Genomic DNA, 23,695 nt, shown 5'->3' with positions numbered 1-23,695 from the left:
ACGGAGGCCGAAGCCTCCGTCAAAGATTGAATCTATCAATACGCGTGGAACAACTTTTGAATTTCTTGTGGTTTTTGCGTTTGGGTTAATGCCAATTGCAGCAGTACCCGTGCTTTTTGTGGATTAAGTGAGCCAGAAGCAACAAAGCCATATTGGGTATCATCAACTTCAGCATCTTCGGTCGTTGAGCCAGTGGGTACGCGGGATGAACGCACTACTGCGACGCCATTATGTGCCGCTGTTGCCAGTGTATCGAATACTGTTTTGTACAAGTTACCGTTACCCACACCGGCGCTGACAATTCCCTTATAACCATCTTCAATCAATGCCTTAGCGGGTAAGTCAGAGGCATTGGCATAGTTATAAATAATGCCCACTTTCGGCAACTCATTTAGCTTACTGATATCAAAGGCTGGCTGGCGTGGTGCAGGTTGATGAAGATAATTCACTTTACCATCATAGATATAGCCTAGTGGGCCAGTGTTAGGTGACTGGAAAGTTTGCACCGAAGTGGTGTTAGTTTTCATGACATCACGGCCGGTTAGCACCGTATCATTCATCGCCACCAGCACGCCGCGTTTAGCAGAATTAGGATCACTGGCAACCACTACGGCATTGTAGAGATTCAGTGGGCCATCAGCACCCAGAGCCGTGGCAGGGCGCATTGCACCAACCATCACCACAGGCTTATCACAATTGACAGTTAAATCGAGGAAATAGGCGGTTTCCTCCAATGTATCAGTCCCATGAGTGATGACGAATCCGTCGGTTTTGGCACAATCAGCATTAATTTTTTTCGCCAATTTCACCCAAACTTCATCATTCATATCCTGAGAACCGATATTGACCACTTGCTCACCCTGAATATTGGCGAGTTTTTTCATTTCTGGCACGGCGTTAACCAGAGCATCAACCCCTAGTTTGCCCGCTGTGTAGTTAGATTTAGTGGCTGAATCACCGCCACCGGCGATAGTTCCCCCGGTCGCCAATAAGGTAATATTGGGCAGAGCAAAGGCTGAACCGCTGATCCCTGCTAAGATTCCGGCTAAGACAGTTAGCTTTATAGATTTCATATTATGACTCCATTATTTATAAGCTAGTGAATTATCCGGAATATCCATACGAAAACTGTGACATTTGCTGTGCTTTAGGAATACATGGAGCTATTAACTAAAAGCCCGTATGATTGCGCGTTTTTAGTACCGCCAAAAAGTGAAGACAATGACCCAAACCTTTATTCCCGGTAAAGATGCCGCGCTGGAAGACTCCATCTCCCGCTTTCAGCAAAAACTGAGCGACCTCGGTTTTAATATTGAAGAAGCCTCCTGGCTGAACCCAGTTCCTCACGTTTGGTCGGTACATATCCGCGATCGTGACTGCCCGCTATGCTTCACCAACGGCAAAGGCGCCAGCAAGAAAGCCGCTCTGGCATCAGCCCTGGGTGAATATTTCGAACGTTTATCCACTAACTATTTCTTTGCCGACTTCTATCTGGGCAAAGCCATTGCTGAGGGTGATTTCGTTCACTATCCAAATGAGAAATGGTTCCCAATTCCTGAAGATGATTTGTTGCCGGAAGGTATTCTGGATGAGCGCTTGCTGGCGTTTTACGATCCGGAAAATGAGCTGGTCGCCAGTGATCTGGTGGATTTGCAGTCGGGGAACGCGGCGCGCGGTATTTGTTCTCTGCCATTCACCCGACAGTCAGATTTAGAAACCGTCTATATTCCAATGAATATTATCGGCAATCTGTATGTTTCAAACGGCATGTCAGCCGGTAATACCGCCAATGAAGCTCGCGTACAGGCATTATCCGAAGTGTTTGAACGCTCAGTGAAAAATCGTATCATCGCGGAATCGATCAGCTTGCCGGAAATCCCAGCCGAGGTATTAAACCGCTATCCCGGCGTGGTAGAAGCTATCGCAAAACTGGAAGAGGAAGGTTTCCCGATCCTGTCTTACGATGCCTCTTTAGGCGGCAAATACCCGGTAATTTGTGTGGTGTTGTTTAACCCGTCAAACGGAACATGTTTTGCTTCATTCGGCGCACACCCAGACTTCGGTGTGGCCCTTGAGCGTACCGTCACTGAGCTGTTGCAAGGCCGTAGTCTCAAAGACTTAGATGTATTCACCGCACCTACCTTTGATGATGAAGAAGTAGCCGAACATACCAATTTGGAAACACACTTTATCGATTCAAGCGGTTTAATCAGCTGGGATATGTTTAAACAAGAGGCTGATTATCCCTTCGTGGATTGGCGCTTTAAAGGCACCACTGAAGAAGAGTTTGCCACCTTAATGGCTATCTTCAAGCAAGAAGACGCTGAAGTGTATATTGCTGATTATGAGCATTTAAGTGTCTACGCTTGCCGGATTATCGTGCCAGGTTGGTCAGATATTTATCCTGCTGAAGATTTGCTGATGGCGAACAACACCATGGGCGTGCACCTGCGTGATACCTTGCTGGCGCTGCCGGACACGGATTGGCAACCAGATCAGTATCTGGAACTCATTCATACCCTGGATGATGAAGGGTTGGATGATTTCGCCCGCGTCCGCGAGCTGCTGGGCATAGCCTCCGGTAAAGATAACGGCTGGTACACACTGCGGGTGGGTGAGTTGAAATCTATGCTGGCGCTGGCTGGCGGTGATTTGGAGCAAGCGCTGATTTGGGTGGAATGGACGCAAGATTTTAATTCTTCAGTCTTCACCCCAAAACAGGCGAACGACTATCGTTGCCTACAAACTCTGTTGCTGTTGACCCAAGAGCCAGATCGCGACCCTGCGCAATATTACAATGCATTCGTGAAGATGTATGGCCAGGAAGCTGTAGAGACTGCATCCGCAGCCATCGCCGGTGAAAAGCGCTTCAATGGCCTGTTCAGTGTGGATGAAGATCTCAAAGCCCTGCCAGCACACCAAGCGCTGCTAGGTGCTTACGCTAAATTACAGGCGGCGAAACGCCGTTATTGGACGAAAAGCGAGTAACTTCCACGGACCTATAGATTTCAGCTAATTGTCTATCAAAGCTGACAAAGTCAATTGAAGGGGAATCGCGCCGTTGAGGTCGTAGCGACGTAAGTCGCTGGAGTGGCCCTAGGTGCGGTAAACCCTTCACTCACTGAACTATCAGCAACTTTGTCATTAACCTCAAGCGGCATTTTGCCGCTTTTTTATCGCAAAATTTTCGGCTATTAATCTCTGCAATTATTCCTAACCCAAATATAGATACCAGTAACACCAACCAACAATTGTTTTTGCCATAAAAAAACGTTATTTTCTGACGCCGCTTAGAGTAAGAACAGCACCTTTAAACAAACATTATTTGCCAATCATAGAAAGAAGACAAATAGGTAAATAAATAGTTAATTTTTAATGATGACGGTGAATTAAAATAGCTACAAATGCTGCTTTTGGTTAACGTTCTCAACGGCTTTAAAACAGTGCAATCAAAATTTTTTGTAAATCTTAAAATATTTTTTTATTTTAAAAATCAGAAAGTTAACCTCATTAGGCACACATTTAGTAGTGTTTTAAAGCGAACTAAACTCTCACGATATGATCCACATCAATTTTCACGCTATACTGCTTTGCTAGTATCTCGTAGTGCTTTATTAACCCTTAAGAGAGAGTTAGTGTGAAAGCTGACAACCCCTTCGATGCATTATTACCTGCGGCAATGGCTAAAGTAGCCGAAGATGCCGGTGTCTATAAAGCCACCAAGCATCCGCTAAAAACTTTTTATTTAGCGATTACTGCTGGTGTGTTTATTTCAATTGCGTTTGTTTTTTATATTACAGCGACTACTGGTACTGCTGGCGTGCCTTTTGGCTTTGCTAAGTTAGTAGGTGGTATTTGTTTCTCCCTGGGGCTAATGTTAGTGGTGGTATGTGGTGGTGATCTTTTCACTTCTACTGTTCTGACTACGGTGGCCAAAGCCAGTGGCCGTATTACCTGGCGTCAACTGGGATGCAACTGGGTTAATGTCTATATTGGGAACCTGTGTGGCGCGTTATTCTTCGTGTGCCTTATTTGGTTCGCCGGCCAATATACTGTGGCAAATGGTCAATGGGGCTTGAATGTTTTACAAACAGCCGAACACAAATTGCACCATACTTTTGTTGAAGCAGTATGTTTGGGTATCTTGGCCAACTTAATGGTCTGTCTGGCGGTTTGGATGAGCTACTCCGGCCGTACCATAATGGACAAAATGTTTGCGATGATTTTACCGGTGGGCATGTTTGTTGCCAGTGGCTTTGAGCATAGCATCGCAAATATGTTTATGATTCCTATGGGTATTGTGATTAAAAACTTTGCTTCGCCTGAGTTCTGGCAATCCATAGGAGCAGCACCTGAGCAATTTGCTAACTTAACCGTAAGTAACTTTATTATTAATAACCTGATCCCAGTCACTATCGGCAACATCATCGGTGGCGGATTATTGGTAGGTTTGACTTACTGGGTAATTTATCTGCGCGGTGACCAGCAACACTAAGTGTGGCCGCACACGGTTTTCGAAGAAATTCACATTAAAAGGTAGATGCATTATGACCGAACTTAATGAAAAATTGGCCAAAGCATGGCAAGGTTTTACACAAGGTGACTGGCAAAAAGAAGTCAATGTTCGTGACTTCATCCAGAAAAACTACACCCCTTATGAAGGCGATGAGTCCTTCCTTGCCGGCTCTACCGAAGCGACCGACAAGTTGTGGGCGCAAGTTATGGAAGGTATCAAACTGGAAAACCGCACTCATGCGCCAGTTGATTTCGATACCGACGTAGCAGCGACCATCATTTCACACGATGCTGGCTACATTAACAAAAATCTGGAAACCATCGTTGGTTTGCAGACTGAAAAACCATTGAAACGTGCCCTGATCCCATTCGGCGGCATCAAAATGGTAGAAGGCTCTTGCAAAGTTTACGGTCGTGAACTTGACCCGCAACTGAAAAAAGTTTTCACCGAATACCGTAAAACACATAACCAAGGTGTGTTTGACGTTTACACCAAAGACATCCTGAACTGCCGTAAATCTGGTGTACTGACTGGTTTGCCTGATGCTTATGGTCGCGGCCGTATCATCGGTGACTATCGTCGCGTAGCCGTTTACGGTATCGACTTCCTGATGAAAGACAAACTGGCTCAGTTCAACTCTTTGCAGGATGACCTGGAAAACGGTAAAGACCTGGAAATGACCATTCAGCTGCGCGAAGAAATTGCTGAGCAGCATCGCGCTTTGGGTCAAATCAAAGAAATGGCGGCCAAATATGGCTGTGATATTTCGGGTCCAGCAACTAACGCAAAAGAAGCAGTACAGTGGACTTACTTCGGCTATCTGGCTGCGGTTAAATCTCAGAACGGCGCTGCAATGTCCTTCGGTCGTGTTTCTACCTTCCTCGACGTTTATATCGAACGTGATATGAAAGAAGGTAAACTGACCGAAATCGAAGCGCAGGAACTGATTGACCATTTGGTCATGAAACTGCGTATGGTTCGCTTCCTGCGTACCCCTGAGTATGATGAGCTGTTCTCTGGTGACCCAATCTGGGCAACTGAGTCGCTGGCAGGTATGGGCGTTGATGGCCGTACTCTGGTGACCAAAACCAGCTTCCGTTTCTTGAACACCCTGTACACCATGGGGCCGTCTCCAGAGCCGAACATGACCATTCTGTGGTCTGAAAAACTGCCACTGAACTTCAAAAAATATGCAGCTAAAGTGTCTATCGATACTTCATCTGTACAGTATGAAAACGATGACCTGATGCGTCCTGACTTCAACAACGATGACTATGCCATCGCATGTTGTGTTAGCCCGATGATTGTCGGTAAACAAATGCAGTTCTTCGGCGCGCGTGCCAACCTGGCGAAAACCATGTTGTATGCAATTAACGGCGGCGTTGATGAAAAAATGAAGATCCAGGTTGGCCCGAAAGAAGCGCCAATGATGGATGAAGTGCTGGACTATGACAAAGTCATGGAACGCATGGATCACTTTATGGATTGGCTGGCTAAACAATACGTTACTGCGCTGAACATCATCCATTACATGCATGACAAATACAGCTACGAAGCTGCACTGATGGCGCTGCATGACCGTGATGTTTACCGTACTATGGCGTGTGGTATCGCAGGTCTGTCTGTTGCTGCTGACTCCCTGTCTGCTATCAAATATGCCAAAGTAAGCACCATTCGTGATGCTGATGGCTTGGCTATCGACTTCAATATCGAAGGCGAATACCCACAGTTTGGTAACAACGACTCACGCGTTGATGACATCGCTTGTGACCTGGTTGAGCGCTTCATGAAGAAAATTCAGAAGCTGCGTACTTACCGTGGTGCAGTCGCAACTCAGTCTGTGCTGACCATCACCTCTAACGTGGTTTATGGTAAGAAAACCGGTAACACCCCAGATGGCCGCCGCGCAGGTGCTCCATTCGGTCCAGGTGCTAACCCAATGCACGGTCGTGACCAGAAAGGTGCTGTTGCCTCTCTGACTTCTGTTGCTAAACTGCCGTTTGCTTATGCGAAAGATGGTATTTCTTACACCTTCTCTATCGTGCCAAACGCGCTGGGTAAAGACGACGAAGTTCGTAAAGCTAACTTGGCAGGTCTGATGGATGGTTACTTCCATCACGAGGCGTCCATCGAAGGTGGTCAACACCTGAACGTGAACGTAATGAACCGCGAAATGCTGTTAGATGCGATGGAAAATCCGGAAAAATATCCGCAATTGACCATCCGTGTATCAGGCTACGCTGTTCGTTTCAACTCGCTGACTAAAGAACAGCAGCAGGATGTGATTACACGTACATTTACACAGTCAATATAAGTTCTAACTAAAATAGATTAGACTAAAAGGCTCCACCTTCGTGGGGCCTTTATTTATCCAGTATTGGAGTAACCTGCAATGTCCGTACTTGGCCGCATTCACTCATTTGAATCCTGTGGTACCGTTGACGGCCCTGGTATTCGATTTATCGTATTCTTCCAGGGTTGCCTCATGCGCTGCCTGTATTGCCATAACCGTGATACCTGGGACACCCATGGCGGTAAGGAAGTTACCGTTGAAGAATTGGTCAAAGAAGCCGTTACCTATCGTCATTTTATGAATGCTTCTGGTGGCGGTATTACTGCTTCCGGTGGCGAAGCCATCTTACAGGCTGAGTTTGTCCGTGATTGGTTCCGTGCCTGTCACGAAGAAGGTATTCATACTTGTCTGGATACCAATGGTTTTGTGCGCCGTTATGATCCGGTGATTGATGAATTACTGGATGCTACCGATTTAGTGATGCTGGATTTAAAACAGATGGATGACAGCGTGCATCAGAATCTGGTCGGCGTATCCAATCACCGAACCTTGGAATTTGCTCGTTACCTGGCAAAACGCAATCAAAAAACCTGGATCCGTTATGTGGTTGTGCCAGGTTGGTCAGATGATGACAAATCCGCGCATATGCTGGGTGAATTCACTCAGAACATGACCAATATCGAGAAAATCGAATTGTTGCCTTACCATGAGCTCGGTAAGCACAAATGGATTGCCATGGGCGAAGAATACAAACTGGACGGGGTCAAGCCCCCTACCGCGGAGATTATGGAGCGCGTAAAAGGCATTCTTGAAAGCTATGGTCACAAAGTGATCTACTGATAGCCGTCAGAAAATTAACTGATTTTCAATCAATACCGCCATGCAAGGCTTCCTCGCTGGCGGTATTTTTTGGCGGTTACACCGCAGCGAATGGTGTTTTTTGCTGATCGGGTTTGCGCAGCAACATCATTAAATACACCAAAGCCACACCCGCAATCATGATAAACAATAGATTGTCTGAATAGCGCTGCATCAATAATGAAGTCATGGTCGGGCCGGTCAGGCTACCGATGGTATAACTCATCAATAGCGCCTGATTCATTGCGACCAATTCATCGGCACTCGCCTTTTCACATGCCCACGCCATGGCGACAGGATAAAGGGTAAAACCGGCGCACCCCAAAATAAACAGTGCCGGTGCCAGCGCATAGTTACCCAGAATGGCGACACTACCGAGAATAACCACAAACACCTGAATCCGCAGCACCAACAAACGACCATAGCGGTCGGCCATTTTGCCTATTGGCCACTGACCAATAATCCCTGAACTGACCAGCAACGCCATCCACCATCCAACACTGGCGTCACTCATTCCTTGATGCGATAAATACAACGGCAGCAGACCATAGAGCGAACCTAATAGCACACCGGAGATAATGCAGCCATTAATCCCCAAACGCGCACTACGACGCTTCAGCATCGGCCAAACGGCGGTATGGGATACATCACTGCTATCTTGATGAGAAAAATGTGCAAATAACAGCGGCAACATCGCGGTAATGACCAAAGCACTGACCCACGGAATAACACTGAGTAGTTGAGTCGAGACTACGCCCAAAAGTAATTGCCCAGTGACCGTGCCCAGATAGTAAACCATCATATAGGCCGCCAGCAGTTGCCCTCGGTTGGTTACCGTACCACTACGTAGTAATGCGCTTTCGACAATAACCCAAATTAATGCGCACGCCACACCCGCGAAAAAGCGCCACCCTAACCAGCTCCAAAAATCAACTGACAGCATTAACCCGCTCGTCGCCAGCGCGAATAAAATACAGGAATAATGGTAGCTGCGATTAAAACCGAGTTGCTGGATAATCCGCCCGGCAATCAATGTCCCAACCAGATTCCCGCTAAAATACGATGAACTTACCATCCCCACTTGCCAGGTCGGCAATTGTTGATGAGATAGCCATAAGGGAACTAATGTATTTAAAACCGCGATAGAAATCGTAAACAGCAAAAGCCCACAGAGCAAAAGCAGCACCGGGCGAGAATATGCGGACATAATAAGATTGAAGCCGTCGGGACAAGAAAAGTGAGCGCATCATGCCACTGGTGATAAAAAAGTCAATTACATCACGAGACTCGATAGCACGATATGTTGGTTGATAAATCTCGATGCGTTAAATTTTGTGTACTCGCCATAACCCAAAAAAGAAAAAGCGCCCGTAGGCGCTTTATAAGTGGTTGATAACTAAACGAGACACATTGACTCGCTGTTTAACCAATAAATTCCAAACCACCCATATAAGGGCGTAAGACTTCTGGTACCTGAATACGACCATCAGCCTGCTGGTAGTTTTCCAGCACTGCAACCAAAGTACGCCCAACAGCCAGACCAGAACCATTTAGGGTATGAACCAAACGGGTTTTTCTGTCTATTTTGTTACGGCAACGTGCTTGCATACGGCGAGCCTGGAAATCCCACATGTTTGAACATGAAGAAATTTCGCGATAAGTATCCTGCGCTGGCAGCCACACTTCCAAGTCGTAAGTTTTGCAGGAGCCAAAGCCCATATCACCGGTACACAGCAACATTTTGCGATATGGCAATTCCAGCAATTGCAGCACTTTCTCCGCATGACCGGTCAGTTCTTCTAGTACCGCCATAGAATCTTCTGGACGAGTTATCTGCACCATCTCAACTTTGTCAAACTGATGCATACGGATCAAGCCACGAGTATCACGGCCATAGGAACCTGCTTCAGAACGGAAGCAAGGTGTATGTGCCGTCATTTTCAATGGCAGAGACTCTTCTTCCAAGATCTCATCGCGTACCAGATTGGTCACCGGCACTTCTGCCGTTGGAATCAATGCATAGTTGCTGCTGTCAGATTCTTCTTCCAGCGGTTTGGTATGGAAAAGATCACCACTAAATTTAGGCAACTGGCCGGTACCATACAGAGTCGCATGGTTAACCAAATAAGGAACATAGGTTTCCAAATAACCGTGTTTTTCCGTGTGCAGGTCGAGCATGAACTGTGCCAATGCGCGGTGCATACGAGCGATTTGCCCTTTCATCACCACAAAACGCGCGCCAGTCAGTTTCACCCCGGCGGCAAAATCAAGCCCACCGGCCATTTCCCCCAAGGAAACATGATCTCTCACCTCAAAGTCATACTGGCGTGGTTCACCCCAACGGCTGACTTCAAGATTATCGTTTTCGTCTTTACCCACCGGAACCGAATCATCTGGCAGGTTAGGAATAGACAGAGCCAGATCGCGGATTTCATTTTGCAACTTGTCCAGTTCGGCCTTGGCTGCATCCAGCTTTTCACCCAACTCGTTGACTTCAAGACGCAATGGTTCGATATCTTCGCCACGCGCCTTGGCCGCACCAATCAGTTTCGATCGGGAGTTACGTTCTGCTTGCAGACTTTCTGTTTCAACCTGTAAAACTTTGCGGCGCTCTTCTTGTTGGCGCAACATCTCAACATCAAGTTTAAAACCTCTGCGAGCCAGTTTTTCGGCGACTGCGTCTAGCTCATTGCGCAGCATATTGGGATCGAGCATGCTAGTCCTGTGCTTGTAGTTATGGTTATACCTTTGAACTGGAATTGCAGTGTTGTTAGCAATGCCATGATTTGGGGTATAAAGGGTTATTGAAAAGAATTTAACCACGTAAGCAGTATAAACAGCCGCTTAGCAGTTCTATATAGCGCTAACCTTACCGCAACAGCAAGGCTAGCGGTAGCGTTTTATCGGGCTATTTTGATCCTGCTCAGCCAGCCATGCCAGCTTTTCACCAATTTTGCCTTCCAGACCTCTGGATGACGGTAAATAGTAGCGGGTTGAGGCCATTTCGGGTGGAAAATAGTTCTCACCGGCAGCATAAGCATGTTGTTCATCATGGGCATAGCGGTATTCAGCCCCTAAACCCATTTCTTTCATGAGTTTAGTCGGCGCATTGCGCAGATGCTCTGGGACATCAAAGTCAGGTTTATCACGCGCATCTTGCATTGCTGCTTTAAAAGCCGAGTAAACCGCATTACTTTTCGGTGCACAGGCCAGATAGACAATAGCCTGAGCAATCGCTCGCTCACCTTCAGCTGGGCCAACACGGGTAAAACAATCCCACGCTGATATCGCCACTTGCATCGCGCGAGGATCGGCATTGCCAATATCTTCTGACGCAATAGCCAGCAAACGTCGGGCAACATAAAGGGGATCGCCGCCTGCCGTAATAATTCGCGCATACCAATACAAGGCAGCGTCTGGCGCAGAACCACGAATTGATTTATGGACTGCCGAGATAAGGTCATAATAGCGGTCACCTTTATTATCAAAGCGCGCGCTACGCTCACCTGACACTTCTTTTAGCAAATCCGGGGTTAACACTCGAACCCCGTTGGCATCTATTTCTGCCATATCCGCCATCATTTCAAGGCTATTCAAAGCACGACGTGCATCGCCTCCCACCAATTCAGACATCATGCGGCGAGTTTCATCTGGCAGTTTTATATTCTGCCCACCATAGCCCCGACTGCTGTCTGACATCGCTTGATCAATAACTTTTTCAATGTCTGCGGCAGTGAGAGCTTTGAGCAAATAAACCCGAGCCCTGGAGAGCAAAGCCGAATTCAGTTCAAATGAAGGGTTTTCAGTGGTGGCGCCAATGAAAGTGATGGTGCCATCTTCAATATGGGGTAAAAATGCATCTTGCTGGCTTTTATTAAAGCGATGAACTTCATCGACAAATAAAATTGTTCGCCGCCCCGCGTCGCGGTTTTGGCGGGCACGTTCAATCGCTTCACGAATTTCTTTAATGCCGGAGGTCACCGCAGAAATACGTTCAACATCAGCTTGACCATAACGGCCAATAATTTCTGCCAACGTGGTTTTTCCGGTTCCCGGAGGCCCCCAAAGGATCATTGAGTGTAATTGCCCGGCAACGATTGCCCGCGGTAACGGTTTACCCGGAGCCAGCAAATGCTGCTGACCAATATATTGCTCCAACGTCAAAGGCCGCATACGCGCGGCCAATGGCTGAAACTCATTCTGGGAAAAATCGAGGGACATATTACTCACGCTGACCTCACTGCCGCTGATCGTCCAGCGTCACGCCTTTTGGCAGGGTAAACTTAAATTTGCTGGCATCTGCTGAGCTATTTTGTTGGCCTTTCAGCGTATAAGCACTGCGCTGCCCATCTTGCTCAACCGCAGTAAAGCTTTTAATGGTGCCCGTTGGCGTCACTGTGATAGCAAATTGCTTCAGATTACCGCTGGCACTTTTCGGCGTCAGCTCAAAATCATCGCCTTTCTGCTTCACATTATATTGTTTCCAATCATCTGGATTATTACGGGTAATAAGCATAAATGGCGTATTACCTGTGGCATTTTTCAGCCAGGTCGCCGTTGCTTGTTCAACAAATGGGTTATAGAACCACAATGTTTCACCATCAGAAATCAAAACACTCTCGTCAGGGGAAGTCATATGCCAATTAAATAAATTAGGTCGCTTCACCCATAACTCACCCTCGCCCTCTTGTACCGCAGTACCCTCTGAGCTGGTCACTTTTTGCGAGAAGTTAGCATGGAAACTGTTCACCTTGCTCAGACGAGCTTGTAAATCTGAACTGGCATCAGCCAGCGCGTGAGCCGACATTAACCCCGATAACAGACAGCAAGCAACAAGCAATTTTTTCATTATTCTGAATACCTTATAAAATTCTCTGATAAATATGGGGGGTACGCTTTTTGCATAAGGGCCGCAAAGCGGCCCTGTCTATGTTAATTGCCTCAGAGCAAAATATAACTACTCATGTGGCGGCGGGGCCAATACTTCACGATTACCGTTATGCCCCGGTGTACTGACGATCTGCTGAGCTTCCATTTGTTCAATAATACGTGCAGCGCGGTTATATCCGATACGGAACTGGCGCTGCACACCGGAGATAGATGCACGACGTTTCTCCAAAACAAAATTCACCGCCTGATCAAACAGTGGGTCCAACTCTTCGTCGCTATCCAGGCCAAGGCTACCGCCTTCACCTTCATCGCTGCCACTGAGAATGCTCTCAATATATTGAGGACGGCCTCGCGCTTTCCAATCATTAACCACTGCATGCACTTCCTGATCTCGGACAAAAGCACCATGAACACGGACCGGAATTGAGGAGTTAGGTGCCATATACAGCATATCCCCCATACCCAGTAGTGATTCTGCCCCCCCCTGATCAAGGATAGTTCGTGAGTCAATTTTGCTGGAAACCGTAAATGCGATACGGGTTGGGATATTGGCTTTAATCAAGCCAGTAATCACATCCACAGAGGGTCGCTGAGTTGCCAGAACCAAATGAATGCCGGCAGCTCGGGCTTTTTGGGCCAAACGAGCAATCAGCTCTTCAACTTTCTTACCCACCGTCATCATTAAGTCAGCAAACTCATCTACCATGACGACGATATAAGGCAATTTCACTAGCATTGGCGGTGAGATATCCATGCTATCGGAGGGTTTCCAGAATGGATCTGGAATTGGCCGCCCCATAGCTTCAGCTTGTGCAACTCGCTCATTATAACCGGCGAGGTTACGTACGCCCAAAGCCGACATCAGCTTATAACGCCGTTCCATTTCGCCGACACACCAGCGCAATGCATTCGCCGCATCCTTCATATCCGTAACAACTTCGGTTAACAGATGAGGGATCCCCTCATACACCGACAGTTCCAGCATTTTCGGGTCAATCATGATAAAGCGTACATCATCTGGTGTGGCTTTATACAAGATGCTGAGGATCATGGCGTTAACACCAACTGATTTACCAGAACCGGTTGTACCCGCCACCAGCAAATGAGGCATTTTTGCAAGATCAGCCACTACCGGTTGCCCCGCAATATCTTTACCCAACACGATAGCTAACGGTGATGGATTATCACGGAATTTGGCGCAATCAAGCACTTCGCGCAAATAAACGGTCTGACGATGTTTATTGGGCAGTTCTAACCCGACGTAAGGTTTACCAGGAATGACCTCAACCACACGTACGGCAATGGCCGATAGCGAGCGGGCCAAGTCACGAGAAAGATTGGAGATACGTGAAGCTTTGACACCCGGCGCTAAATCAAGCTCAAAGCGAGTAATCACTGGCCCTGGCGAAATACCGACCACTTCCGCTTTCACCCGATAATCCCCTAGTCGCGCTTCAACCAAACGAGCTGTTTGCTCCAAAGCAAACATATCAACTGGCTCTTCTTCCGCTGGCGGCGAAGAAAGGAGATCCAGCGTAGGCAATGGGGTTGTCGGTTTGACCAAAGGTTGGTCATTACGCATCAGGAACGGATGGATCAAACTGTCCATCGCCGGGGTTGGCTGCACCGGTGATACTGGCTGTGCTGATGCCGCAGGTTGCACTGGTGTTGATTGATCTGAATATACTTGGTGAGTTTGATTTGCCTCTGATGTCTGATAAGCCGAGACCTGTTCAATGTGCTCTGGTGCTGAAGGACGTTCCACAGGCGCAGGCTGTGCGGCTTCGTCAACATACGAAGAAAGCGTGAACAGAGGTTCACGTGGACTTTCATCAACCAGATCGGCAACAGGTGAGAATGTAAAGGCACTGCGAGTATCTACAGGCTGCATCTCTTCAACAACAGCATGTTCATATTGGCTATTGCCACTGTTTTCACCATGTGTTGCGCCATAGCGATGTTGCTGCTGTGCGGCAAAAGCTTGTCGTAATGCCGCCTCTTGCAAGGCTTGCTCATCTTCCGGCTCTACCGCTGAGAAAGTACTCACTCCCGTATCGGCTGATTGTCCATAACGTTCGGATTGCTGATCAGCGAAGGCTTTACGTAAGGTTGCCTGTTCTAGTGCATCATCATCTTCAGATATGACACCTGCGGTAACCATTGTCTCTGGAGCTTTAGGCGTTTGCACTTCTTGCTCACGTTGCTCCTGCTCCGCCATACGTTGAGACGGGAGTTTGATTCCGTAGGATGCCAGCTCGCGTCTTGTAGGGATGCGGACAGGATTAGGCCGTGGTAACTCCGGCCCTATACCTTGTTTAACCTGTGAACTGCTATCACTGCTAGCAGTAAATGCTGGCATAAACGTAGCTGCGGCTGCAGTTGTTGCGACAATCCCAGTAACAGAAGCAGAGCCAGGGCGACTGAGTGAGCCCATAGCGGCCAAGTTATCTGTATCTGCTCCTAATCCTGGATTCATATAAGGTGTATTTTCCACCTGATCGCTAAGTCGTTGTGCTGTAGAAAAATCAAATGGTGAATGGCTGGTCGGCGTTGCGGGCTTATCCCATGAACCCAGTTGAGGCTCAGGCCGTTCAACCGGTGGAGCAATATGTGTTGGCGCAGGGGACGTCGCTTCTTGTGGGATCTCAAAAGAATAGAGCGGCGGCGTTGCGGCGGCTTTATCGGCCATCGCCACTGCACTGTCGCTGATAATGTGTTCAGGCGGATTCCCAGCAGAAGATAATCCCGATTGCTCGCTATTATCTGTCGCACGCAATGTACTCAATAATGGATCATAATCATTTAATGACTCATCGCTTTCAGCCACAATGTCATCTGTCGGATTTACCCCATCCAATATTGGGTTAGCAGGCGTGTCAGTTACAGATGGTGCCGAGAACAAAACATCGTCGTCATCTGCATGGGCTGCATTTGCCAACAGCGCGCTAGCCGCGGCGGCCCCGGCTACTGCTTTGTTATTTGCACCGATACCCTTATCTTGCTCGACGGTATTCGCTTCTTCAATTTGGTCATCGTCATCTTCATCATAACGTTCTTCGCGACGTGAACGATTGGTCACAAATGTTAATGAACCTAAGACGACCCCACCAATTCTCTCAGCAATGACTAACCATGACCAGCCAGTGAAAAGCGTCAGACCGACAGCCCAGATACACAGCAACGTCAGGGTAGCGCCAACACCATTGAACCACGGCAACATGGCATTACTGAATAGACTCCCGATTACCCCACCGGAGGCGAAGTAATACAGATCGTCAATATTTAATGCAGCCAGCCCGCATGACGTTAAAATCAGCGCTAACGTGCCAATCAGGCGCAGCGAGAGAGCAAAGTAATCGATATATTCATTGGCATCACGCTGGCGGAATGCGGCCCAACACAACATCACCATAATGGCAGGAATTGCATACGCCAATACACCAAAAGTGAAGAACAATGTATCAGCCATCCAGGCACCCACACTCCCACCAAGATTATGGATAGGCTCGTGCCATGAGGTTTGTGACCAACTCGGGTCTGAAGGATTGAAACTAAGCAGCGCGGCCATTAGGAAGGCTGCCAAAATGGTTACTACAATCAAAACAGCCTCAAGCAAACGACGCCCACTGCTGAGTTTTTTCAAAGTAACTTCTTTATCTTCTGTATATTCCTGGCTCAAGAAAGGCTCTCCAGGTTCCTGTTAACTGGTATGAATAACAACGCCGAGAACCTTCCCGGCGCTGAAACTGTATGAATAAACAGGAGTGTAACCAAATTACTCAGGTTTTGCACCTGCCTGTTTATCGCGTTTTAATCACCAAGTGGCTAGTCTGCTTCACTTCTTCCATCACCACATAGGTCCGAGTGTCATTGACACCCGGCAGGCGAAGCAAGGTCTCACCGAGTAATTTTCGGTAAGCAGACATATCGGGCACGCGGGTTTTCAATAAATAGTCAAAATCACCGGAAACCAAGTGACACTCTTGAATTTCATCGAGTTTTTGTACTGCGGTGTTAAATTGCTCAAACACATCCGGAGCACCACGATTCAGAGTAATCTCAACGAAAACCAGCAATGATGCATCCAAATACTGTGGATTAAGCAGTGCAGTATAGCCATTAATGAAGCCCTGACGCTCTAAGCGACGAACCCGTTCCAGACATGGTGTTGGTGACAACCCTACTCGTTTTGAAAGCTCAACGTTGGAGATACGCCCATCCTTTTGTAATTCATTTAGGATGTTACGATCTATACGATCAAGCTCTTTCCCAGGACGTTTTTTATTATCTGTCATCTTATAGTCTCTCTTAATTTCCTTGAGTCTGCGACATACTCTCATCATCAATAAATTTAGAATATATAGCAAACAACGACCCGCAGCCTGTTTTATGCAAATATATCAATACGTTGTTATCTCACACCCTGTCTGTCCAATCGCATGCGAGGCACTCGATGATTATTAGCGTTGAGGAAGAGATAGCGCATCACGAACAGCCGCAGAAACATCCCCCCTACGGTTGTTCGAGAACATACTCCACATGCCATCCAGTATTAATCGAAAACATTCCAGGGCTTTCGATTGGTATCACTGATACCAAATCTGAAATTATGGCGCGCAGATAATTTCTTCTTCCTATGATGTTTTCGCAAATGCACAGCCGATTGTCAAAGTAAAAGAAGTTAAATCAGTAGAACGTGCCAGAATTAAAATCTTAGCCGCCCTCTGCGACCTATTTTTTCACCGTTTTTAAGCAATGAAATAGCGCTAAAACGCACCAGCACATTGCGGGTATTTTTTGAACTATCGGCTGGCAAGCCACATTCTTTATAGGGTCAAAGGGTTTTCAGACTATTTGGCCCATAACGTAAAAATGAATTTTGGTCTAATTAGCCCATTACCCTATTTTTGTTTAACAGCTAACTGTCGATTCTTAATACACTTAGTTCATTAAATAGGCATTACCTATCAAACAAATCGCTAACAACATTTTTGTCTGCTTTTTTTAATGCTCGAATTTCCCTACAATCGTTGACATTGTCCGACATTGTGGGAAAGAGGTATTCATGAGTACGGCTAAACATAGCAAATTGATTATTTTGGGTTCTGGCCCTGCGGGTTATACAGCGGCAGTTTATGCGGCACGCGCCAACTTGAATCCCGTATTGATTACCGGAATGGAAAAAGGCGGTCAATTGACCACCACCACCGATGTCGAAAACTGGCCCGGTGACCCGGAAGGTCTTACCGGCCCGGCACTGATGGAACGGATGCATGCTCATGCAGAAAAATTCCAGACAGAAATCCTGTTCGACCATATCCATAAAGTCGATTTACAAAACCGTCCATTCCGCCTTTTTGGCGATAGTGCCGAGTACACCTGTGATGCCTTGATCATCGCGACAGGTGCTTCTGCACGCTATCTTGGAATGGAATCGGAAGAGGCATTCAAGGGTAAAGGGGTGTCTGCCTGTGCAACTTGTGATGGCTTCTTTTATCGTAACCAAAAAGTTGCCGTCGTCGGTGGTGGCAATACCGCCGTTGAAGAAGCACTGTATCTGGCCAATATCGCCGCGGAAGTTCATCTAATTCACCGCCGTGATAGCTTCCGGTCAGAAAAAATTCTGATTGACCGTCTAATGGAAAAAGTGAAAAACGGCAATATCGTGCTGCACACTGACCGTACGTTAGATGAAGTGCTGGGTGACGATATGGGCGTGACAGGCGTGCGGCTGAAGTCGACCAAAAACAGTGAAACCGAAGAGTTAGCGGTAGCGGGCGTATTTATTGCTATCGGTCATAGCCCTAACACAGCTATCTTTGGCGGCCAGCTAGCACTGGAAAATGGTTACATTAAGGTGCAATCAGGTATCCAGGGCAATGCAACACAAACTTCAATTCCGGGCGTATTTGCTGCGGGTGATGTTATGGATCACATTTATCGCCAGGCAATTACCTCTGCGGGTACCGGATGCATGGCAGCACTGGATGCAGAACGCTATCTGGATGGGTTAGTTAACGATAAATAATCTCTGACATAACTGATTCAACCAATACCAACGGGCAGCGAACAAATATGTGAGCTGCCCGTTTTTAATTTCTATTGGCACTTTATTTTGCATATCGGCATGTCAATGAAAAACAGCAAATTATAGATATCGACTAATGCGGCAACTATCACAAGCATTATGGTTTCACCTCATGGCATGACGAGGTAATATTGCCCCTCGCTGGTTTGTCATCTCGAAAGGTGATAACCATTCTTTTGAAATTTTCCCGTACCTTGCGCAGACAAATTGCCCGATGAATAAAACACGACAGTATGAGTTGATTCGTTGGCTGAAAAAACAAAGCGCCCCCGCGCAACGTTGGCTCCGCCTGTCTATGTTACTTGGCCTTCTCAGCGGGTTATTGATTATTGCTCAAGCCTGGCTGTTGGCCACCTTACTGCAATCTTTGATTATCGATAAAGTCCCCCGCGGAGAATTAATCGCTGACTTTGCTTTACTGGCTGGAACTTTCGCCATACGTGCCGTGATCAGTTGGTTACGTGAGCGAGTTGGGTTTATTTGCGGCATGAAAGTGCGTCAACAAATCCGCAAAGCAGTATTAGACCGATTAGAACAACTCGGCCCAGCCTGGGTAAAAGGCAAACCAGCCGGAAGTTGGGCGACGATTATTTTGGAACAAATTGAAGATATGCAGGATTACTATTCTCGCTATCTTCCACAAATGTATTTGGCCGTTCTTATTCCGGTGCTGATTCTCATTGCTGTCTTCCCGATCAACTGGGCGGCAGGTTTAATTCTATTCGTTACCGCGCCGCTAATCCCTTTGTTTATGGCACTGGTGGGAATGGGGGCTGCCGACGCGAACCGGCGTAATTTTGTGGCATTGGCCCGTCTGAGTGGTAACTTCCTCGACCGTTTACGCGGTTTGGACACCTTACGACTATTTAACCGCGCCAAAGCGGAAACAGACCAAATTCGCGAATCCTCAGAAGATTTTCGCCGCCGCACTATGGAAGTGCTGCGAATGGCCTTCCTCTCCTCTGCCGTATTGGAGTTTTTCGCCGCAATCTCCATCGCAGTCGTTGCTGTTTACTTCGGTTTTTCCTATTTGGGGGAATTGAATTTTGGCAGCTACGGCCTTGGTGTAACACTATTTGCAGGTTTTCTGGTTTTGATTTTGGCACCTGAATTCTTCCAGCCATTGCGGGATTTAGGTACGTTTTATCACGCCAAAGCGCAAGCTGTTGGTGCTGCTGAATCACTAGTTACCTTTTTGAGCACTGACGGTGAAACTATTGGTCGGGGTGATAAAGTTCTTGATGGCACCGATTCCATCACTCTTGAAGCTAATGAATTGGAAATATTATCTCCTACGGGTACTCGTTTGGTCGGGCCACTAACATTCTCCCTATCAGCGGGAAAAAGAGTGGCTATTGTTGGCCTGAGTGGCGCGGGTAAAAGCTCATTGCTTAACTTGCTATTAGGTTTTTTACCTTATCGCGGCTCATTAAAAGTCAACAACATAGAATTGCGAGAACTGGACCCGCAAACCTGGCGTGACCAACTAAGTTGGGTCGGACAAAATCCGCATTTGCCAGAGCAGACGCTGGTCGCCAATATTTTGCTGGACCAACCTGATGCTAACAATGACCAACTACAACTGGCGATTGAACGCGCATATATTAATGAGTTCCTCAATGACTTGCCGCAAGGGTTAGATACGGAGGTCGGTGACCATTCGGCGCGTCTTTCTGTTGGTCAAGCCCAGCGGGTAGCTGTTGCCAGAGCGTTGCTGAACCCATGCCGGCTCTTGTTATTAGACGAGCCTACGGCCAGTCTGGATGCACATAGTGAGCAACTGGTCATGAAAGCGCTTGAAGAAGCCTCTCGTAAGCAGACGACACTGCTGGTCACGCATCAGTTGGAAGATACGCTCGGATATGATCAAATCTGGGTGATGGACAAAGGCCTTTTAATTCAACAAGGTGATTACTCCAGCTTAAGTCAAGCTGACGGTTCATTTGCCAATCTGCTGTCCCACCGCAGTGAGGAGCTTTAATCATGCGAGTACTTCTCCCCTTTCTGGCATTGTATCGCCGCCATTGGTTCCTAATTTGCCTGGGTATTGTGTTGGCAATCATCACCCTACTCGCCAGTATCGGATTGCTCACTTTATCCGGTTGGTTCTTAGCAGGAACCGCCATTGCTGGTCCCGCAGGATTGTATACTTTTAACTATCTGCTCCCTGCAGCAGGCGTGCGAGGAGCCGCAATTACCCGAACAGCGGGCCGCTATGCTGAACGCGTCGTCAGCCATGACGCAACATTTAGAGTGTTGGCACATCTGCGAGTATTTGCATTCCAGAAAATCTTACCACTTTCACCAGCCGGTATTGCTCGCTTTCGCCAAAGCGAGTTACTCAACCGCTTGGTCGCCGATGTCGATACACTCGACCATCTCTATTTGCGGGTAATATCCCCACTGATTGCAGCCATTGTTATCATAGCAGCCGTTACCTTTGGCCTGAGTTACATTGATGTCAATTTAGCACTGACACTCGGTGCCATTCTGCTCGGGTTATTATTGTTAGTACCGTTGATTTTCTATCGTGCCGGTAAACCTATTGGTCGTGATTTAACTGATCTACGCGGTCTTTATCGTTCACAACTGACCTCGTGGTTACAAGGCCAAGCCGAACTGTTGGTTTTCGGCGCATTACATCGTTTTCGCACTTCATTGGAGGAGATTGAACAGCGGTGGATGATTCGCCAAAAACAACAAGCATCCTTGGCCGGTTTAGCCCAAGCTTTAATGATTCTTGCTTCAGGTTTGACTGTTACATTAATTTTATGGTTAGCCGCCTCAGGAATAGGGGGTAACAGCCAGCCAGGTGCATTGTTAGCCCTGTTTGTTTTCACATCGTTGGCAGCATTTGAGGCTCTGTTGCCCGTTGCGGGTGCCTTCCAACACTTAGGGCAAGTTATTGCATCAGCAACTCGAGTTGGTCAGCTAATGGAACAAAAGCCCGAAGTGACCTTCCCGGATAGTGGCCCCGCCGCAGTCCCACTGGCGGCGCTAGAAGTGACAGGGTTGAGTTTTACTTACCCACAGCAGCCTTTGCCTGTTTTACAGAATATATCGCTGTCACTGGCCTCTGGTGAGCATATTGCGCTATTAGGCCGAACCGGCTGTGGCAAATCCACACTATTGCAGTTGTTAACCCGAGCATGGGATGCCAATGAAGGAGTCATCACGCTAAACGGGAAACCTTTAGCCAGCTTTGATGAAACGACACTGCGCCAAATGATGACAGTAGTCAGCCAGAGAGTACATATTTTCAGCAGTACATTGCGAGAAAACCTATTACTGGCCTGCCCTACTGCAACAGATGAACAACTAAAAATTGTTTTGGCACAAGTTGGTTTGGCTAATTTGCTAGATAACGATGAAGGGCTGAATGCCTGGATGGGTGATGGTGGACGGCCATTATCTGGGGGGGAGCAACGCCGTTTAGGTATTGCTCGTGCGCTACTGCATCCAGCGCCACTCCTGCTTCTCGACGAACCGACCGAAGGATTAGACGCAGAAACCGAGCAACAGATTCTGACGCTATTACGCCAACACTGCCAGCATAAGAGCCTGATCATTGTCACACATCGCTTATATGGGTTGGAATATATGGACCGAATCTGTGTTATGGATGGAGGGAAGATAGTTGAGCAAGGCAGCCACCAAAACTTGTTACAAAACAAGGGGCGCTACTACCAATTCCATCAGCGACATTAATACGAAGATGATGTGTAAATAAAACGCCTAAACATAGGCAGATAATCAGCAAATTTATAGCTAATATTAAGTAAAGCTGCTGAAACTAAAGCAGTATTGTTGTAATTGATGATTATATCCAAAGTCATTAGAGCCACAGCAAACAAAATGTGCGACAAATATATCGCCAATAATACTGTGGCTCCAAATACTACGGGGATGCCCAAATGGGCCTGTAAGTGTCACCAAGGGAATTTATGCGCATCACACAGCTCTCTTCTCAATCTTTTGCGTTCCCCTCGCCTGAGCTGGCTCTGCGCGAACCAAACGGATTGCTGGCCCTTGGAGGAGATCTATCTCCACCTCGTTTGTTGGCAGCCTATCAACGGGGGATTTTCCCCTGGTTCAGTCCTGGAGAAATGATTTTATGGTGGTCACCTGACCCACGAGCCGTATTGTATCCAGAAGATTTACATATCAGCCGGAGCATGCGCCGCTTTTTGCGCAACTGCCCTTATCGATTTACGCTCAACCACGCTTTTGAAGATGTTGTTCGTGCCTGTGCTACCCTGCGTGATGAGGGAACCTGGATTGGCGATGATGTACAGCAAGCTTATTACCATTTACATACACTGGGTCACGCCCATTCCGTAGAGGTTTGGTTGGAAAATGAACTGGTTGGCGGCTTGTATGGTATTTCAGTGGGCTCACTCTTTTGTGGTGAATCCATGTTTAGCAGAGCTAATAATGCCTCAAAAAGCGCTTTAATGGTTTTTTGTCATCATTTTACCCGTCATGGTGGAGAACTGATTGACTGTCAGGTCCTCAACGCTCACACTGCGTCGCTGGGTGCGATTGAGATCCCACGCAACTTTTTTTTGCAACAGTTGAGTCAACTCCAGTTTAGTCCACTACCGGCTGAATGCTGGTTACCGCAATCGTTGAATTTTTCATCCGCGATGCAGTAAAGCTCAACAGTTGAAAAGAACCCCACATTAGGCTTTATCCCCTCTTGCCGGCAGACTAATTTTGCTGAAATGGTGCGATGACCGCCAACACTTCTTTACATAATGTGGGTTTTTCGGCATTATCTTGCCGGTTAAAAACTAAGGTAGTTACACCTAGAGGATTCGATGGCCAAAGAAGACAATATTGAAATGCAGGGCACCGTTCTTGATACGCTGCCGAACACCATGTTCCGTGTTGAATTGGAAAACGGGCACGTGGTAACCGCTCATATCTCCGGTAAAATGCGTAAAAACTATATCCGCATCCTGACGGGTGACAAAGTCACTGTAGAGCTGACCCCGTACGACCTGAGCAAAGGCCGCATTGTCTTCCGTAGCCGTTAATCGGCTAATCT

The 23,695-nt window shown here is 47.3% G+C and carries 16 protein-coding genes; 9 read left to right on the top strand and 7 right to left on the bottom strand.

Annotated features, from left to right (window positions below):
* Positions 1-35 precede the first annotated feature (35 nt).
* On the bottom strand, positions 36-1,073 hold the full coding sequence (gene ansB, locus ACF3VQ_RS07790) for an L-asparaginase 2 (protein WP_392434470.1): 1,038 nt from the start codon (positions 1,071-1,073) through the stop codon (positions 36-38).
* Positions 1,074-1,221: 148 nt separating this feature from the next.
* On the opposite strand from ansB, the gene ycaO reads away from it, so the two are divergent.
* From ycaO to pflA, 4 genes are all read left to right on the top strand, one after another.
* Entirely contained in the window at positions 1,222-2,988 is a 1,767-nt protein-coding gene (gene ycaO / locus ACF3VQ_RS07785) for a 30S ribosomal protein S12 methylthiotransferase accessory factor YcaO (protein WP_392434468.1), read from the top strand.
* Positions 2,989-3,637: 649 nt separating this feature from the next.
* Positions 3,638-4,495, top strand: coding sequence for a formate transporter FocA (gene focA / locus ACF3VQ_RS07780; protein WP_392434467.1), 858 nt, complete (start codon positions 3,638-3,640; stop codon positions 4,493-4,495).
* Positions 4,496-4,547: 52 nt separating this feature from the next.
* The gene (pflB, locus tag ACF3VQ_RS07775; RefSeq protein ID WP_392434466.1) at positions 4,548-6,830 is read left to right on the top strand and encodes a formate C-acetyltransferase; all 2,283 of its coding nucleotides are present in this window, start codon (positions 4,548-4,550) and stop codon (positions 6,828-6,830) included.
* A 78-nt stretch (positions 6,831-6,908) separates the two neighbouring features.
* Positions 6,909-7,649, top strand: a complete 741-nt coding sequence (pflA, locus tag ACF3VQ_RS07770) for a pyruvate formate lyase 1-activating protein (RefSeq protein ID WP_392434465.1) — start codon at positions 6,909-6,911, stop codon at positions 7,647-7,649.
* Positions 7,650-7,725: 76 nt separating this feature from the next.
* On the opposite strand, the gene ACF3VQ_RS07765 is transcribed toward pflA, so the two are convergent.
* The 6 genes from ACF3VQ_RS07765 to lrp all read right to left on the bottom strand — a co-directional run bounded on the left by ACF3VQ_RS07765 (position 7,726) and on the right by lrp (position 16,852).
* On the bottom strand, positions 7,726-8,874 hold the full coding sequence (locus ACF3VQ_RS07765) for an MFS transporter (protein WP_392434463.1): 1,149 nt from the start codon (positions 8,872-8,874) through the stop codon (positions 7,726-7,728).
* 215 nt (positions 8,875-9,089) lie between these two features.
* The gene (gene serS / locus ACF3VQ_RS07760) at positions 9,090-10,382 is read right to left on the bottom strand and encodes a serine--tRNA ligase (protein ID WP_392434461.1); all 1,293 of its coding nucleotides are present in this window, start codon (positions 10,380-10,382) and stop codon (positions 9,090-9,092) included.
* A gap of 171 nt (positions 10,383-10,553) precedes the next feature.
* Positions 10,554-11,897, bottom strand: coding sequence for a replication-associated recombination protein A (locus tag ACF3VQ_RS07755; RefSeq protein ID WP_032900749.1), 1,344 nt, complete (start codon positions 11,895-11,897; stop codon positions 10,554-10,556).
* A 7-nt stretch (positions 11,898-11,904) separates the two neighbouring features.
* Positions 11,905-12,516 (bottom strand): outer membrane lipoprotein chaperone LolA, encoded by a 612-nt coding sequence (gene lolA, locus ACF3VQ_RS07750; protein ID WP_392434459.1) that lies wholly within the window; start codon positions 12,514-12,516, stop codon positions 11,905-11,907.
* A gap of 108 nt (positions 12,517-12,624) precedes the next feature.
* Positions 12,625-16,236 carry a DNA translocase FtsK 4TM domain-containing protein gene (locus ACF3VQ_RS07745; protein WP_392434457.1) on the bottom strand — a complete coding sequence of 1,204 codons (3,612 nt, stop codon included), beginning with the start codon at positions 16,234-16,236 and terminating at the stop codon, positions 12,625-12,627.
* 121 nt (positions 16,237-16,357) lie between these two features.
* Entirely contained in the window at positions 16,358-16,852 is a 495-nt protein-coding gene (lrp, locus tag ACF3VQ_RS07740; protein WP_005162770.1) for a leucine-responsive transcriptional regulator Lrp, read from the bottom strand.
* 770 nt (positions 16,853-17,622) lie between these two features.
* On the opposite strand from lrp, the gene trxB reads away from it, so the two are divergent.
* The 5 genes from trxB to infA all read left to right on the top strand — a co-directional run bounded on the left by trxB (position 17,623) and on the right by infA (position 23,684).
* Complete coding sequence (trxB, locus tag ACF3VQ_RS07735) at positions 17,623-18,585, top strand: thioredoxin-disulfide reductase (protein ID WP_392434456.1); 963 nt, start codon at positions 17,623-17,625, stop codon at positions 18,583-18,585.
* Between the two features lie 274 nt (positions 18,586-18,859).
* Positions 18,860-20,626 carry a cysteine/glutathione ABC transporter permease/ATP-binding protein CydD gene (cydD, locus tag ACF3VQ_RS07730; RefSeq protein WP_392434453.1) on the top strand — a complete coding sequence of 589 codons (1,767 nt, stop codon included), beginning with the start codon at positions 18,860-18,862 and terminating at the stop codon, positions 20,624-20,626.
* A gap of 2 nt (positions 20,627-20,628) precedes the next feature.
* Complete coding sequence (gene cydC, locus ACF3VQ_RS07725; protein WP_392434450.1) at positions 20,629-22,353, top strand: cysteine/glutathione ABC transporter ATP-binding protein/permease CydC; 1,725 nt, start codon at positions 20,629-20,631, stop codon at positions 22,351-22,353.
* Between the two features lie 236 nt (positions 22,354-22,589).
* Positions 22,590-23,300: a leucyl/phenylalanyl-tRNA--protein transferase gene (gene aat / locus ACF3VQ_RS07720; protein WP_392434447.1), complete on the top strand. Its 711-nt coding sequence runs from the start codon at positions 22,590-22,592 to the stop codon at positions 23,298-23,300.
* Positions 23,301-23,465: 165 nt separating this feature from the next.
* Positions 23,466-23,684 carry a translation initiation factor IF-1 gene (gene infA / locus ACF3VQ_RS07715; protein WP_002211347.1) on the top strand — a complete coding sequence of 73 codons (219 nt, stop codon included), beginning with the start codon at positions 23,466-23,468 and terminating at the stop codon, positions 23,682-23,684.
* Positions 23,685-23,695: the final 11 nt, after the last annotated feature.

Origin of the sequence: Yersinia fenwicki, assembly GCF_043099325.1 — a bacterium.
In the GTDB taxonomy this organism is placed as follows: domain Bacteria; phylum Pseudomonadota; class Gammaproteobacteria; order Enterobacterales; family Enterobacteriaceae; genus Yersinia.
This window is presented reverse-complemented; position numbering and strand designations above follow the sequence as displayed.